The sequence below is a fragment of the Paractinoplanes rhizophilus genome (assembly GCF_042664765.1).
GTDB classification, from domain to species: Bacteria; Actinomycetota; Actinomycetes; order Mycobacteriales; family Micromonosporaceae; genus Actinoplanes; species Actinoplanes rhizophilus.
Genome location: NZ_JBHTBJ010000014.1, coordinates 77,114 through 90,736, shown reverse-complemented (window position 1 = coordinate 90,736; position 13,623 = coordinate 77,114). Strand labels below are relative to the sequence as shown.

Below are 13,623 nucleotides of genomic sequence, written 5' to 3'. Positions count from 1 at the left end.
CTAGGATCGGGCGTATGGAATTCGGCGTCGGATACTTCCCCACCCACGACGGCATGCGCCCCGGCGAGATCGCCCGCCGGATCGAGGAGCGCGGCCACACGGCGCTCTTCTTCGCGGAGCACACCCACATCCCGGCCAGCCGCGAGACCCCGTGGGGCGGCGGGCGCAAGCTGCCGCAGAAGTACTGGCACACGTACGACCTGTTCGTGGCGCTGACCGCGGCGGCCGAGGCGACCACCCGGCTGCGCGTCGGCAGCGGCGTCTGCCTCGTCGTCGAGCGCGACCCGATCACCACCGCCAAGGAGGTGGCGAGCGTCGACCACCTCAGCGGCGGCCGGTTCGAGTTCGGCATCGGCTCCGGGTGGAACCGGGAGGAGATGGCCAACCACGGCACCGACCCGCGCACCCGCCTGGCGCTGCTCGGCGAGCGGGTGCGCGCGATGCGCGAGATCTGGACCAACGACGAGGCCACCTTCCACGGGAAGTTCGTCAACTTCGACCGCATCTGGTCGTGGCCCAAGCCCGCCCAGAAGCCCTGGCCCCCGATCCTGATCGGTGGTGGCGGCCCGACCGCCGAGCAGCGGGTTCTGGAGTACGGCGACGGCTGGTTCCCGCAGTGGCACGACACCGACGTCCTCGCCCGGATCGCCGCGCTGCGCGCCCGCGCCGACCGCTATCTCCAGTTCCAGGTGCTGAGCGTCCCGCCCGACCCGAAGGCGCTCGAGCAGTTGGAGGCCGCGGGCGTCGACCGCGCCTCGGTGTGGCTGCCATCCGGCCCGTGGAGCGTGGTCGAGCCCGCGCTGGAGAAGTGGGAGAAGGCGATCGCCGAACTGGTCGGCCGGTGACCCCCGCCGAGCTGTTCGGGACCGCCCGGGTGGCCCGTCTCGCCACCGTCGCCCCGGACGGCGTCCCGCACCTGGTGCCGATCGTCTTCGCCCGCGCCGGCGACGTCCTGCACACCGCCGTGGACGCGAAACCCAAGCGCTCTTACCGCCTCAAGCGCCTGGCCAACATCGCCGCGAACCCGCGGGTGAGCGTCCTGGCCGACCACTACGACGAGGACTGGTCCCAGTTGTGGTGGGTGCGCGCCGACGGCGTGGCCCGCGTCCTCGATTCGTCGCCGGAGGGGCTGCGGGCGTTGGTGGACCGCTACCCGCAATATCAGCAGACGCCGCCGCCCGGCCCGTTCCTGGAGATCAGGGTCGAGCGCTGGTCGTCCTGGTCGCCGTCGGTTGCGTCATAGCCCCTGCCGGACCGCGTAGACGGCGGCCTGGGTGCGGTCGGCCAGGCCGAGCTTGAGCAGGATGCTCGACACGTGGGTCTTGACCGTCTTTTCCGAGACGACCAGATCCTGCGCTATCTCGCGGTTGGAACGCCCCTCGGCCAGCCGGGTGAGCACGTCGCGCTCGCGGGCGGTGAGCGTCTCGCCGGTGGCCGGCGGGGTCAGCAGCGCGTCGGCGGCCGACGGATCGAGCAGCAGGTGGCCGGCCGCGACCGAGCGCACCGCGGCGACGAGCGCGCCGGGGTCGACGTCCTTGGAGAGGTAGCCGCGGGCGCCGGCCCGGATCGCGGCCGGCATCCGGTCGGCGAAGCTGGTCACCACCAGCACCCGGCAGGCGAGCGCGCGACGGCGCAGCTCGTGCAGCACCTCCACGCCGTCCATGCCGGGCAGCATCATGTCGAGCAGCACCACGTCGGGGCCGGTCTCGGCGATCATCTCCAGCGCCGCCGGGCCATCGGCGGCCTCACCGGTCACCTCCAGGCCGTCCGCCAGCTCCAGGAAGGTGCGCAACCCACGCCGTACGGCCGGGTGGTCGTCGACGATCAGCACGCGGATCGGCTCAGCCGGGTGCGTCACCGGGCACCTCCAAGCGGACCACCGTGCCGGCGCCGGGGGTGGACCGCACGGTCGCCGTACCGCGGACCGAGTGGGCCCGCTCGCGCAGTGACCGCAGGCCCAGGCTGCGGCCCGCCCGCAGCACCGCCGAGATGTCGAACCCGGCGCCGTCGTCGGCCACCTCGAGCACCGCGCCGGCCGGGCCGTGCCGGGCCAGGCTCACCCGGACGAGGCGGGCGCAGGCGTGGCGCACGGCGTTGTGCAGCGCCTCCTGCGCGACCCGCAGCACCACCGTCTGCTGGGCGGGTGGCAGCACCGGCGGATCGTCCTCGTCGTAGCGCACCCGCGGGCCGTCGGCCCCGCCGTAGGCCCGGTCGAGGATCTGCGCCTGCTTGCGCAGCACGGACGGCAGGCCGTCCTCGGCCAGCCGCGCCGGGCGCAGCTCGAGAACCGCCGCGTGCAGCTCCTCGGCGGCCTCGCGGGCCAGGGTGGAGACCTCGGCGAGCCGCTCCCGCGCCGCCGGCGGGTCGCGGTCGAGCAGCACGTCGGCGGCCTGCGCGGTGAGCCGCAGGCCGAACAGCCGCTGGGCCACGGCGTCGTGCAGGTCGTGGGCGATGCGGGCGCGCTCCTCGGCGATGGTCAGCTCGCGGTTGCGCGCGTAGAGCCGGGCGTGGGTCAGCGCGATCGCGGCGTGCGCGGCGAGCACGCCGACCAGTTCCTCGTCGAACTCGGTGAAGCCGCCGGGCTTGTTGGCCAGGTAGAGCGCCCCGAGGATCTCGGCGCCGCTCATGATCGGGACGCCGAGGAACGCGCCGAGCTTCGGGTGGGCGGCGGGCCACCAGCCGAAGCGCGGGTCGGCCCGGATGTCGGCGACGCGCTGGGCCTGCGGCTCGCGCAGCATCACCGCGAGGAAGCCGTGCTGCCGCGGCAGGGGCCCGATCGCCGCCCGCTGCTCCGCGCTGATGCCGGCCACCACGAACTCGGCGAACGAGCCCTCCTCGTCGGGGACGCCGAGGGCCGCGTAGTCGGCGCCGACGAGGTCGCGAGCGGTGTCCACGATCGTCTGGAGCACCTCGGGAACGGTGAGCTGGTCGCTCACCGCCAGCACGGCCGCGGAGAGGCGACGGGCCGTGCGCAGCTCGTCGCGCGTGGTCATGCGCCCACGATAGGCAGCCGAGCCGGAATCCGCCTCATCCCGCGGTCCTAGGACCATGGTCCGACGCGGAACCCGTCCGCGGCCCGATACGGCCGCCGCCGCGACGGGGCAGGGTCGAGGCATGACGACAACCGCAGTGATCACCGGAGCCTCCCGGGGGCTGGGCCGGGCCCTGGCCGAGGGGCTCGCCCGCGACGGCTGGCAGCTCGTGATCGACGCCCGCACCGCCCCCGATCTGGAGGCCGCGGCCGGCGAGTTGAGCCGCTTCACGAAGGTGACGGCGATCGCCGGCGACGTGGTCGACGACGACCACCGGGCCGAGCTCGCGGCCGCGGCCGACCGGCTGGGCGGAGCCGACCTGCTGGTCAACAACGCGTCCACGCTGGGCGGCAGCCCGCCCCCGGCGCTCGCCACGTTCCCGCTGCCGGCGCTGCTCGACACCTTCGAGGTCAACGTGCTGGCCCCGATCGCGCTCACCCAGTTGCTTCTCCCCCAGCTGCGCGCCTCGGCCGCCGGCGCGGTGCTCAATGTCAGCTCGGACGCCGCCGTCGAGGCGTACGAGGGATGGGGTGGTTATGGCGCGGCCAAGGCGGCGCTCGACCATGCGAGCGCGGTGCTGGCCAAGGAGGAGCCGGCCCTGCGGGTCTGGGCGGTCGACCCCGGCGACCTGCGCACCCGGCTGCAGCAGGAGGCCTTCCCGGGCGAGGACATCTCCGACCGGCCGCTGCCCGAGACGGTGGTGCCACGCCTGCTGACGCTGCTGCGCGACCGCCCCGAGTCCGGCCGGTACGCCGCCGGGTCGCTGCGATGACCGCCACCCTCGACTTCCACCTGCCCGACGAGCTGGCCGCGCGGGAGCCGGCCGAGGCGCACGGGCGCCGGCGCGACGACGTACGCCTGCTGGTGAGCCGCGGCACCGCGGTGACCCACCATCGGTTCCGCGAGTTGCCACGCCTGCTCGACGCCGGCGACGTGCTGGTGGTGAACAACTCGGCGACGCTGCCGGCCGCGCTCGACGCCGGCCCCGGCCTGGTCGTGCACGTCTCGACCGAGCGGCCCGACGGCAGCTGGCTGATCGAGCTGCGCCGGCCGGTGGCCGGTAGCACCGCGCCGCTGCTGGGGGCGGCGCCGCGACGGCTCGCGATCGAGGACGGCACGTTGACGCTGCGCGAGCCGCTCACCGACCGGCTGTGGGTGGCCGACGCGCGGGTGCCCGGCACGATGGCCGACTATCTGCTGCGGCACGGGCGGCCGATCCGGTATGCGTACACCGACCGGGACTGGCCGTTGGAGACCTACCAGAACGCGTACGCGATCCGGCCCGGCAGCGCCGAGATGCCGAGCGCGGGCCGTCCGCTGACCGGCCGGGTGCTCGCCGAGCTGGCCGGCCGGGGCGTGCTGGTCGCGCCGGTCACGCTGCACACCGGGGTGGCGTCGGCCGAGGTGGACGAGCCGCCCTATCCGGAGTGGTTCGAGGTGCCGGAGCCGACCGCGCGCCTGATCCGCCACGTGCGCCAGCACGGGGGCCGGGTCATCGCGGTCGGCACCACGGTGGTGCGCGCGCTGGAGACGACGGCGGGCGAGCCGGCGACCGGGTGGACCGACCTGGTGATCGGCCCCGAGCACCGCATCCGCGTGGTCGACGGCCTGCTCACCGGCCTGCACGAGCCGCGCGCGTCGCACCTGCGCATGCTCACCGCGATCGCCGGCGAGGAGGCGCTGCGGGCCGCCTACGCCGAGGCCCTGCGCGGCCGCTACATGTGGCACGAATTCGGCGACGTACACCTGTTGCACGGCCACCGACGGTGACGGTGCGCCGCGGCCGGGCGACCACGGGGCGCCCGGCCGCGACCGCCCCGGTCAGGCCCGCATCACCGTGGCGATCGGGATGCCGGCGGCCCGCAGTGCCGGGATGAAGCCGCCGAGGATGCCGGCCACGATGCCCGCGATGATGCCGGCCACCCCGGCCTCCCACGGGAACTGCACGTCGTGCAGCAGCGGCTGGGAGTCGCCGAGCAGCATCGACACCACCTTGAGGGCCGCGGCGCTCGCGCCGATCGCCGCGGCCGCGGTCAGCAAGCCGGTCAGCAGCGTCTCGGCGAGCACGATGCCGGCCAGCAGCGAGCGGGGCGTGCCGACCGCCCGGCGCAGGGCGAACTCCTCGACCCGCTCGCCGACCGTGGCGAGGCCGACGTTGAGGATGCCGGCCACGCCGATCAGCAGCACCAGCCCGGCCATCGAGAAGAAGATCAGCCGCATCAGGGCGAGCTCCTTGCTGCGGTGCTTGCGGCTGTCCACGGTGGACACGTACGTCTCCACGCCCGCCCCGCGCAGCTTCGCGGTCAGCACCTGCTCGGTCGGCGTCGACGGCGCCAGCATGACCCGCATCTCGCCACCGCTCGACGGGTCGCCGAGCCTGCCCGCCGGCAGCCAGGCCGACAGCTCGTCCAGCCGCACGTACGCGCGGGGCTGCGGGTCGCCGTCGTCGATCACCCCGATGAACTGCGGCGTGATGTTGTTCGTCGCCCCGGTCACCCGCATCTCGGCCGGTACCTGATGCTGCTGGAACCCCTTGGCCGCTTCCCGGTTGAGCACCAGCCGCGGGGCCAGCGCCGGCACGGTGGAGAAGTCGAGCCACCGCCCGGACTGCTGCCGGAACGGCCGGAACACCCGGACGTCGCCGGTCAGCGCGGTGAGTCGCACCTCCACGGCCTCGCCCTCGGGTCCGCCCTCCTCTTCGCAGTGCCCATCGGGATAGCAGATCGACCCGCCGCCCCAGTCCTGGTCCATCGGCGAGCCGCCCGGGTTGACCGGCTGGACGCCGGGCTCGCCGACGATCGCCCGCACGCCCACCGTCGCCACCGCGTCCGAGCGGCCGGCCAGCGTGCCGAAGACGATGTCCGCGGACCGATCGCTCGGCTGCATGTCCATGACCCGGGTGCCGTCGATGCCGTCGACCAGTTCCAGGTCGGAAATCAGGGCGCGCTCGGCGATGCTCGCGCCCGCCTGCACCACCACGACCGCGAGCACGCCCAGGAACAGGCTCACCATCGACAGCAGCGTGCGCAGCTTGCGGGCCCGGATCCCCTGGATGCCGATGATCAGCGACGAGCGCAGCCGCCCGGAGAGCCGCATCATGCCGGCGCCCGCTCGGTCAGCCGCCCGTCGCGCAGGTCGAGGATCCGGCCCATCCGCGCGGCGTGGTCCCGGTCGTGAGTCACCAGGATCAGCCCGCATCCGCGCTCGGTCGCGTCCAGCAGCGCGTCGATCACGAGGGCGCCCGTCTCGGTGTCCAGCGCCCCGGTCGGCTCGTCCGCGAGCAAAACCCGGGGATTGCGTACGAGGGCGCGGGCGATCGCCACCCGCTGCTGCTCGCCGCCGGACATCTTGGCCGGGCGATTGCGGGCCAGGTGCGCGATGCCGACCCGGTCGAGCGCCGCCATGACCCGCCGCCGGCGTTCCCGGCGTGGCAGCCAGCCCTGCCCGTTGACCAGCGCCATCGCCACGTTCTGCGCGGCCGTCAGATGCTTGAGCAGGAAGAACCGCTGGAACACGAAGCCGAAGTGCGAGCTGCGCAGCTTCGCGGCCCGGCGCTCCGGCAGCCGGCTGATGTCCTGCCCCGCGAGCAGGTAGCTCCCCGAGTCCGGCCGGTCGAAGAGCCCCACGACGCTGAGCAGCGTGCTCTTGCCCGAGCCGGAGCGTCCGACGATCGCGACGCTCTCCCCGGCCCGCACGGTGAGGTCGACGCCGTCGAGGATCGTGCGTGGCTCCTGTTGTCCCTTGAGCACCTTGGTGATGCCGCTGAGCTCGATCAGCGCGTCCCCGCCGGCGAGGTCGCCGGCCGGCCCGCCGAGGGTGGCCAGCTCCATGGTCACGTCGGCACCGCTCATCCCGGCCCGCCCGAGCCGCCCTGGTCGGCGTTGGGGGCGGCGGCCGGCAGGTCCGGGCCGGGGATCGCGATCGTCTCGTCGCCGCGCAGGCCCTTGCGGATCTCGACGACCTTGCCGTCGGTGATACCCAGCGTCACGTCGACGGTCTTGCGGGTGCGGTCCGCGCCGACGATGTCGACCTTGCCCTTGCCCTGGATGCCGGCGACGGCCTCGACCGGCAGCACGAGCACGTGCGCGGCCTTGGCGGTGATCACGTCGAGCGTCACCGAGGCGCCGTTGATCAGCTTGACGTCGTCCGGCGGGGTGCAGACCAGCCGCATCCCGGTCGGCTCGGAGCCCGCGGTGCCGCCGCCGTCCGCGCCGCCCGCCTCCAGGCCGCCGGCCGGGAGCTTGGAGATCTCCGGGGCGTCGCCCGACTGCCGCGGGTCGGGGGTGGGTGGGGGCGGTTCGGGGATCGTCCCGGACGGCAGGGCCGCGATCGTGCCGAGCGCCTCGCACGGGAACGGCCCCGGCCCGTTCTTGATCTGGGCGCGCACGTTCTGCACGGCGCCGGAGATCCGGTACGCCTGCGCGCTGTCGATCTCGGCGACGATGCCGTACCCGGCGTGCTTGGCCGAGACCACCGGCATGCCCGCCGTGACCTCGGCCCGGTCCTCCATGAGCCGCCCGGCGAAGATCGAGTCCTTGGGGATCTCGACGCGCCGCGGCACGCCGTCGTCCCACACCGACGCCACCCAGATCGGGCGGGTGGCCGGCGTCTTCGAGGGCTGCCGGCTCACGTACCGGATCTCGCCGTCGACCGGCGCGACGATGCCGAAGACCGGGTCGATCGTCACCTTGCCGCTGAGGCTGATCTGGTTGGTGAGGTCCTGCCGGGTGGGCTTGACCGTGGTGAGCACGGTGCCGCGCGGCTCGAGGCCGGGCGTCCGGGGCTTCTCCGCCGCCGGCGTGCAGCCGCACAACAGGGCGCCGGCCGTCACCACCGCGCCCGCACCGGCAAGCCTGCGTCTGTTCACGGATCCCCCTAGCGGTCTCGAGGCGAAGCCAGCGATGATCACCGATCGGCCACGCGGACGAGACGCTACAAGGATCATGCAAGCTCTCCGCCCGACCGGCGGAGGATCGGTCCGGGCCATTGCCCGAACGAAGGACGCCGGGAGGGCCGGTCGGCGATATTGTCCTGCGGGTGACGACGCGCGTGGTGGTGCTGGGTGCGGGGTTCGGCGGGCTGGAGCTGGCGACGGAGGTGTCGGGGCGCTGCGGCGCCGGCGTCCAGCTGACGCTGATCGATCAGGCCGAGGGTTTCGTCTTCGGCTTCTCCAAGCTCGACGTGATGTTCGGCCGCCGGCCGCCCGAGCAGGTGCTGCATCGCTACGCGAGCATGGTGAGCCCGGGGGTGCGGTTCATCAAGGCGACGGTGACCTCGATCGACCCCGAGACCCGCCACGTCGAGACCACGGCGGGCGCGTTCGACGCCGACATCCTCGTGGTGGCGCTCGGCGCCGACGTGCATCCCGAGGCCACGCCGGGGCTGGCCGAGGGCGGCAACGAGTTCTACACCGTGCCGGGCGCGTTCCGCTGCCGCGACGTGCTCGACAAGTTCGAGGGCGGCCGGGTCGTCGTGGCGGTCACGTCCTTGCCGTTCAAGTGCCCGCCCGCGCCGAGCGAGACCGCGCTGCTCGTCCACGAGTTCCTGACCGCCCGCGGCCTGCGCGACCGGTCGGAGATCTCCCTGGTGATGCCGCTCGGCACGCCGATCCCGCCGTCGCCCAAGGCGTCGGAGGCGGTGCTGGCGGCCTTCGCCGAGCGGGGCATCACGTGGATCCCGCAGCGGCTGGTCCGCTCGCTCGATCCGGAGCGCCGCGTGGCCGTGCTGGGCGACGGCGGCGAGCTCCCCTACGACCTGTTCCTCGGCGTGCCGATGCACAGCGTGCCGCAGGTGGTGGCCGATTCCGGGCTGGCCGTCGACGGATGGATCCCGGTCGACCCGCACACTCTGGAGACGAAATACCCCCACGTGTACGCCGTGGGCGACGTGACCAGCGTCGGCACGCCCAAGGCCGGCGCCTTCGCCGAGGGTCAGGGGGCCGTGGCCGCGGCCCGGATCGTCGCCGCCGTGCAGCAGCGCGCGCCCGAGGCCGAGTACGACGGGCACGGCGTCTGCTATCTGGAGTTCGGCGACGACCAGGTGGCCAAGGTGGGCGTCACGTTCCGGCCGGGGCAGCCGCCGGTCGGCGACCTCGAGGGCCCGTCGGCCGAGCTGGCCGGGGACAAGACCACCTTCGGCGCCGATCGCATCCGCCGCTGGTTCGGCCGCGAATGGACGACGGCCTGACCCGGCGGACCGATCTCACTGGCCCGTGCCCCGATGGTGTTTCTTGACGTACGTGTACCCGGGCTCGAGCGGATCGGACTCGACCTGCTGGTGCAGCGTGACCTGCCGCTCCGAGGCGTGCGCCCCCGGCGGTAGCTTGCGCACGAAACCGTTGACCAGATGCTCGTGCCGGTCGCCCTCGAGCCCCTCGAACGGGTCGGCCGGCTCGACCAGCGGCGCGTAGAACAGCATCTCGGCCGGCTTCTGGCCCTCGACCGCGGGGTACCACGGGTACCCGGTCGAGTCGACGCTGCCGTCGACCCGGGTCAGGTATCCCTCGCGGATCAGCTGGTCGACGGCGTTGCGGAGCAGGAACTCGTTGCGCTTGCCCCGGGCCAGGCCGGTCTTGGCGGCAAGCACCGCCGACGGGAGCACGGCGCTGCCGTCCTCGAAGACGCGGCCCTGCCTGCGCACCGCGTGCAGCACCCGGCCCCGGTTCGACTTGTCGGCCACGAACTCCCTGGTGACGACCTTCGGGTCGTACTCGTGGAAGTAGTTGATCCCGTCGATCGCCAGCGGCTCGTCGAGCGCGGCGGTGCGCGCGACCACCTCGTCCCGGCCGGGTTGCCAGGTCACGGTGACCAGCACGCCCGGTTGGACGTCGGCCGGCCACTCAACGCCCCCGAAGTGCCACTCGACGTCCTCGCGCAGCGCCGACACGAACGTCTCGCGAAGCGGCGCGATGCCGCGTACCCGATGGTCTAAATGCAGGTGAATGGGGTCTTTGCCGGAAAGGGCGGCAACGCACTCCTCCGGCGCGGCGCAGACGCCGCCCGCCAGGTCGGCGCGCCAGAGGGCGAACCGGCGCGAGACGGTTCTCATGGCCCTCCGACTGAGCAGGAATGGAGTAGCAGGTGGTGGATGGGCGTGTGTAGGAAGGATAGCCACACGTACTGTTCGTATCTGACAACGACGTCCGACCGGGGAAGAGGGACGATGCACGCCGCCGACAGCCACGACATGATCCGCGTGCACGGCGCGCGGGTCAACAACCTCAAGGACGTCAGCGTCGAGATCCCGAAACGCCGGCTCACGGTGTTCACGGGCGTCTCGGGCTCGGGCAAGAGCTCGCTGGTCTTCGGCACCATCGCGGCCGAGTCGCAGCGGCTGATCAACGAGACGTACAGCGCGTTCGTGCAGGGCTTCATGCCGTCGCTGGCCCGGCCCGACGTCGACGTGCTCGACGGGCTGACCACCGCGATCCTCGTCGACCAGGAGCGGATGGGCGGCGACGTGCGCTCGACCGTCGGCACCGCCACCGACGCCAACGCCATGCTGCGCATCCTGTTCAGCCGGATCGGGCAGCCGCACATCGGCTCGCCGCAGGCGTTCTCGTTCAACGTGCCGTCGGTCAGCGGGGCCGGCGCGGTCACCCTGAACAAGGGCGGGCAGCAGACCAAGGAGCGGCGCAGCTTCAGCATCCTGGGCGGCATGTGCCCGCGCTGCGAGGGCCGCGGCTCGGTCAACGACATCAACCTGGCGGCGCTCTACGACGAGGACAAGTCGATCAACGAGGGCGCCATCAAGATCCCGGGCTACAGCATGGAGGGCTGGTACGGCCGGATCTTCCGCGGCGTCGGCTACTTCGACCCCGACAAGCCGATCAAGAAGTACACCAAGAAGGAGCTGAACGACCTGCTCCACAGGGAGCCGACCAAGGTCAAGATCGAGGGCATCAACCTCACCTACCAGGGGCTGATCCCCGCGATCCAGCGGTCGATGCTGTCCAAGGACATCGACGCGCTGCAGCCGCACATCCGCGCGTTCGTCGAGCGGGTCGCCACATTCAAGACCTGCCCCGAGTGTGACGGCACCCGGCTCGCGCCCGAGGCGCGCTCCTCGAAGATCAACGGCAAGAACATCGCCGACTGCTGCGCCATGCAGATCAGCGACCTCGCGGCCTGGGTGCGCTCTTTGTCCGAACCGTCGGTGGCCCCGCTGCTCAAGGCCCTCTCCCAGACCCTCGACTCGTTCGTCGAGATCGGGCTCGGCTACCTCTCGCTCGATCGGCCGTCCGGCACGCTGTCCGGCGGCGAGGCGCAGCGCACCAAGATGATCCGCCACCTCGGCTCGGCGCTCACCGACGTCACCTACGTCTTCGACGAGCCCACCATCGGCCTGCACCCGCACGACATCCAGCGGATGAACGACCTGCTGATCCAGCTGCGCGACAAGGGCAACACGGTGCTGGTCGTCGAGCACAAGCCGGAGGCGATCGCGATCGCCGACCACGTCGTCGATCTCGGGCCCGGCGCCGGCTCCGGCGGTGGCGAGGTCGTTTTCGAGGGTACGGTCGAGGGCCTGCGCGCCGGCGGCACGCTCACCGGCCGGCACCTCGACGACCGCGCGTCGCTGAAGCCGGACGTCCGCAAGCCCACCGACCACCTGAAGGTCCGCGGCGCCGACACCCACAACCTGCAGGGCGTCGACGTCGACATCCCGCTCGGCGTGCTCGTCGTCGTCACCGGCGTGGCGGGCTCCGGCAAGAGCTCGCTCATCCACGGCTCGGTGTCGCCGCAGGAGGGCGTGGTCTCGGTCGACCAGGGCGCGATCCGCGGCTCGCGGCGCAGCAGCCCGGCGACGTACACCGGATTGCTGGAACCGATCCGCAAGGCGTTCGCCAAGGCCAACGGCGTCAAGCCGGCGCTGTTCAGCGCCAACTCCGAAGGCGCCTGCCCCAACTGCAACGGCGCCGGCGTCATCTACACCGACCTGGGCATGCTGGCGACGATGGCCACCACCTGCGAGGTCTGCGAGGGCAAGCGGTTCGACGCGTCGGTGCTCGAATACAAGCTGGGCGGCAAGGACATCAGCGAGGTGCTGGCGATGCCGGTCGCCGAGGCCGCGCCGTTCTTCGGTTCCGGTGACGCGCGCACGCCCGCCGCCCACGCGATCCTCACCCGGCTCGCCGACGTCGGTCTCGGATACCTGTCGCTGGGGCAGCCGCTGACCACGCTGTCCGGTGGCGAGCGCCAGCGGTTGAAGCTCGCCACCCACCTGGGCGAGAAGGGCGGCGTCTACGTCCTCGACGAGCCCACGACCGGCCTGCACCTGGCCGACGTGGAAAATCTGCTCGGCTTGCTGGACCGCATCGTCGACTCGGGCAAGTCGGTGATCGTCATCGAGCACCACCAGGCCGTGATGGCCCACGCCGACTGGATCATCGACCTCGGCCCGGGCGCCGGCCACGACGGCGGGCGGGTGGTCTTCGAGGGCACCCCGCGCGACCTGGTCGCCGACCGCTCCACCCTGACCGGCGAGCACCTGGCCGGTTACGTGAACGCCTAGCTAGATCCGTTCGATCTGGATGGGCTCGGCGCCGTCGAGATAGATGACGTAGCCGGCTTCGTCGTCGTCGATCAGGTCGACCGGGACGACTTCGAGCACGTACTCGGGGCGGGGCCGGAAGCCGAAATCGGCGGGCGGGTCGTAGCGCTCTATGCCGGTGACCCGCACCTCGGTCGGCGGGATGCCGACGAGGCACGGGTCGCCGGTCTCGAGCTCGGACGGATCGGGCTCGAGACGCCACGGCGTGGTGCGCCAGTCGTACGCGTCCGGGTCGCGCGGGAAGGCCACGGTGCCGTCCCACGTGTTCTCGGAGTCCGGGTCGGCCTCCCACCACGGCCAGTCGATGAGCACGCGATGCCGGGTGGTGCCGCCGACCCGCGCGTCGAACGCCTCCGCCGAGATCACCAGAAGGTCACCGACGGCAATGGCGAGCGTCATACTTTGTCTTCCCAGACGACGAATTCGCTCGGCGCCAGCCCGCGGAGGAGGTCACCTATCGGCAAGCTCTGAAGCGAGGTCAGCCAAGCGTCGAGGCGGTCGTCCCCCTCCGGGAACCACCATTGCGAAACGCTGCCGGCGACCTCCAGATCGGCGTTCATCGGGTATCTGTACTGGAACTGGACCTGGAGGTACGACTCGTGCTCCCCGTGCGCGTCGACGACTTCGAGTTGCCGCGCCAGGCTCAGCACGAATCCCGGCTCCGGAAGCCAATCTGCCTCGCCGTACTGGAAAAGATAGCCGTCCGCATCCTGGCCAGCGGGGACGTCGAACTTGACCGCCGAGAACCGGCGGGCGAGCCCGGCCAGCGTCGGCACGGGCGGGGCAGCGGCCTCTCCTCCGGTGAGGAGGCTACGAGCAACCTCGATGGCCTCTCCTACCTGGCGCTTGTTCGGCAAGCCAACACCTCCGGAGCGACGCTAACAGTTCCGTGTTCGTGAAGCGCTCCGGCCCACGTGGTCGCACATGGCCGGAGCGCTTGCGGACCCGACGGCCAGTAGCCGCCCAGCACTGGTTCCTGATGTGGTTCAACACCAGCGGTTGAAGCTCGCCACCCACCTGGGCGAGAAGGGCGGCGTCT

Annotated in this window: 14 protein-coding genes; 6 read left to right on the top strand and 8 right to left on the bottom strand. The window is 72.4% G+C overall.

The features are described from left to right. The first annotated feature begins 14 nt into the window (after positions 1 to 14). Both ACFQS1_RS20370 and ACFQS1_RS20365 read left to right on the top strand, forming a co-directional pair. A complete protein-coding gene (locus ACFQS1_RS20370; protein WP_378970573.1) occupies positions 15 to 845 on the top strand; it encodes an LLM class F420-dependent oxidoreductase in 831 nt (276 codons plus the stop codon). After that, entirely contained in the window at positions 842 to 1,243 is a 402-nt protein-coding gene (locus tag ACFQS1_RS20365) for a TIGR03668 family PPOX class F420-dependent oxidoreductase (protein WP_378970570.1), read from the top strand. Before ACFQS1_RS20370 ends, ACFQS1_RS20365 begins: the two co-directional genes overlap by 4 nt. Here ACFQS1_RS20365 and ACFQS1_RS20360 read toward each other — a convergent pair. Together ACFQS1_RS20360 and ACFQS1_RS20355 are read right to left on the bottom strand one after the other, a co-directional pair. Then, a complete protein-coding gene (locus tag ACFQS1_RS20360; protein WP_378970568.1) occupies positions 1,238 to 1,858 on the bottom strand; it encodes a response regulator in 621 nt (206 codons plus the stop codon). The genes ACFQS1_RS20365 and ACFQS1_RS20360 overlap by 6 nt on opposite strands. Beyond that, positions 1,842 to 2,993, bottom strand: a complete 1,152-nt coding sequence (locus ACFQS1_RS20355; protein ID WP_378970566.1) for a GAF domain-containing sensor histidine kinase — start codon at positions 2,991 to 2,993, stop codon at positions 1,842 to 1,844. The genes ACFQS1_RS20360 and ACFQS1_RS20355 overlap by 17 nt, the downstream gene beginning before the upstream one ends. Positions 2,994 to 3,114: 121 nt before the next feature. On the opposite strand from ACFQS1_RS20355, the gene ACFQS1_RS20350 reads away from it, so the two are divergent. Both ACFQS1_RS20350 and ACFQS1_RS20345 read left to right on the top strand, forming a co-directional pair. Further along, on the top strand, positions 3,115 to 3,804 hold the full coding sequence (locus ACFQS1_RS20350) for an SDR family NAD(P)-dependent oxidoreductase (protein WP_378970564.1): 690 nt from the start codon (positions 3,115 to 3,117) through the stop codon (positions 3,802 to 3,804). Beyond that, a complete protein-coding gene (locus tag ACFQS1_RS20345; protein ID WP_378970562.1) occupies positions 3,801 to 4,802 on the top strand; it encodes an S-adenosylmethionine:tRNA ribosyltransferase-isomerase in 1,002 nt (333 codons plus the stop codon). Before ACFQS1_RS20350 ends, ACFQS1_RS20345 begins: the two co-directional genes overlap by 4 nt. A gap of 51 nt (positions 4,803 to 4,853) precedes the next feature. Here ACFQS1_RS20345 and ACFQS1_RS20340 read toward each other — a convergent pair whose 3' ends face one another. The 3 genes from ACFQS1_RS20340 to ACFQS1_RS20330 are packed head-to-tail and all read right to left on the bottom strand — an operon-like array spanning position 4,854 to position 7,899. Beyond that, positions 4,854 to 6,131 carry an ABC transporter permease gene (locus tag ACFQS1_RS20340; protein WP_378970560.1) on the bottom strand — a complete coding sequence of 426 codons (1,278 nt, stop codon included), beginning with the start codon at positions 6,129 to 6,131 and terminating at the stop codon, positions 4,854 to 4,856. Continuing rightward, entirely contained in the window at positions 6,128 to 6,862 is a 735-nt protein-coding gene (locus ACFQS1_RS20335; RefSeq protein ID WP_378970782.1) for an ABC transporter ATP-binding protein, read from the bottom strand. The genes ACFQS1_RS20340 and ACFQS1_RS20335 overlap by 4 nt, the downstream gene beginning before the upstream one ends. Positions 6,863 to 6,879: 17 nt before the next feature. Then, entirely contained in the window at positions 6,880 to 7,899 is a 1,020-nt protein-coding gene (locus tag ACFQS1_RS20330; protein ID WP_378970558.1) for an efflux RND transporter periplasmic adaptor subunit, read from the bottom strand. A gap of 170 nt (positions 7,900 to 8,069) precedes the next feature. Here ACFQS1_RS20330 and ACFQS1_RS20325 point away from each other — a divergent pair, with 170 nt between their 5' ends. Beyond that, positions 8,070 to 9,218, top strand: a complete 1,149-nt coding sequence (locus ACFQS1_RS20325) for an NAD(P)/FAD-dependent oxidoreductase (protein WP_378970556.1) — start codon at positions 8,070 to 8,072, stop codon at positions 9,216 to 9,218. 15 nt (positions 9,219 to 9,233) lie between these two features. On the opposite strand, the gene ACFQS1_RS20320 is transcribed toward ACFQS1_RS20325, so the two are convergent. Continuing rightward, a complete protein-coding gene (locus ACFQS1_RS20320; protein WP_378970553.1) occupies positions 9,234 to 10,079 on the bottom strand; it encodes a hypothetical protein in 846 nt (281 codons plus the stop codon). A gap of 114 nt (positions 10,080 to 10,193) precedes the next feature. Here ACFQS1_RS20320 and ACFQS1_RS20315 point away from each other — a divergent pair, with 114 nt between their 5' ends. Further along, positions 10,194 to 12,545: an ATP-binding cassette domain-containing protein gene (locus tag ACFQS1_RS20315; RefSeq protein ID WP_378970551.1), complete on the top strand. Its 2,352-nt coding sequence runs from the start codon at positions 10,194 to 10,196 to the stop codon at positions 12,543 to 12,545. On the opposite strand, the gene ACFQS1_RS20310 is transcribed toward ACFQS1_RS20315, so the two are convergent. Beyond that, positions 12,546 to 12,983 (bottom strand): hypothetical protein, encoded by a 438-nt coding sequence (locus ACFQS1_RS20310; RefSeq protein WP_378970549.1) that lies wholly within the window; start codon positions 12,981 to 12,983, stop codon positions 12,546 to 12,548. Continuing rightward, on the bottom strand, positions 12,980 to 13,441 hold the full coding sequence (locus ACFQS1_RS20305; protein WP_378970546.1) for a hypothetical protein: 462 nt from the start codon (positions 13,439 to 13,441) through the stop codon (positions 12,980 to 12,982). Before ACFQS1_RS20305 ends, ACFQS1_RS20310 begins: the two co-directional genes overlap by 4 nt. Between the last annotated feature and the right edge of the window lie 182 nt (positions 13,442 to 13,623).

Bases quoted from the DNA above. Each gene is read 5' to 3' on its own strand.
- ACFQS1_RS20350 (WP_378970564.1), top strand. From the start codon at position 3,115: ATGACGACAACCGCAGTGATCACCGGAGCCTCCCGGGGGCTGGGCCGG.
- ACFQS1_RS20335 (WP_378970782.1), bottom strand. From the start codon at position 6,862: ATGGAGCTGGCCACCCTCGGCGGGCCGGCCGGCGACCTCGCCGGCGGG.
- ACFQS1_RS20355 (WP_378970566.1), bottom strand. From the start codon at position 2,993: ATGACCACGCGCGACGAGCTGCGCACGGCCCGTCGCCTCTCCGCGGCC.
- ACFQS1_RS20340 (WP_378970560.1), bottom strand. From the start codon at position 6,131: ATGATGCGGCTCTCCGGGCGGCTGCGCTCGTCGCTGATCATCGGCATC.
- ACFQS1_RS20320 (WP_378970553.1), bottom strand. From the start codon at position 10,079: ATGAGAACCGTCTCGCGCCGGTTCGCCCTCTGGCGCGCCGACCTGGCG.
- ACFQS1_RS20370 (WP_378970573.1), top strand. From the start codon at position 15: ATGGAATTCGGCGTCGGATACTTCCCCACCCACGACGGCATGCGCCCC.
- ACFQS1_RS20310 (WP_378970549.1), bottom strand. From the start codon at position 12,983: ATGACGCTCGCCATTGCCGTCGGTGACCTTCTGGTGATCTCGGCGGAG.
- ACFQS1_RS20345 (WP_378970562.1), top strand. From the start codon at position 3,801: ATGACCGCCACCCTCGACTTCCACCTGCCCGACGAGCTGGCCGCGCGG.
- ACFQS1_RS20315 (WP_378970551.1), top strand. From the start codon at position 10,194: ATGCACGCCGCCGACAGCCACGACATGATCCGCGTGCACGGCGCGCGG.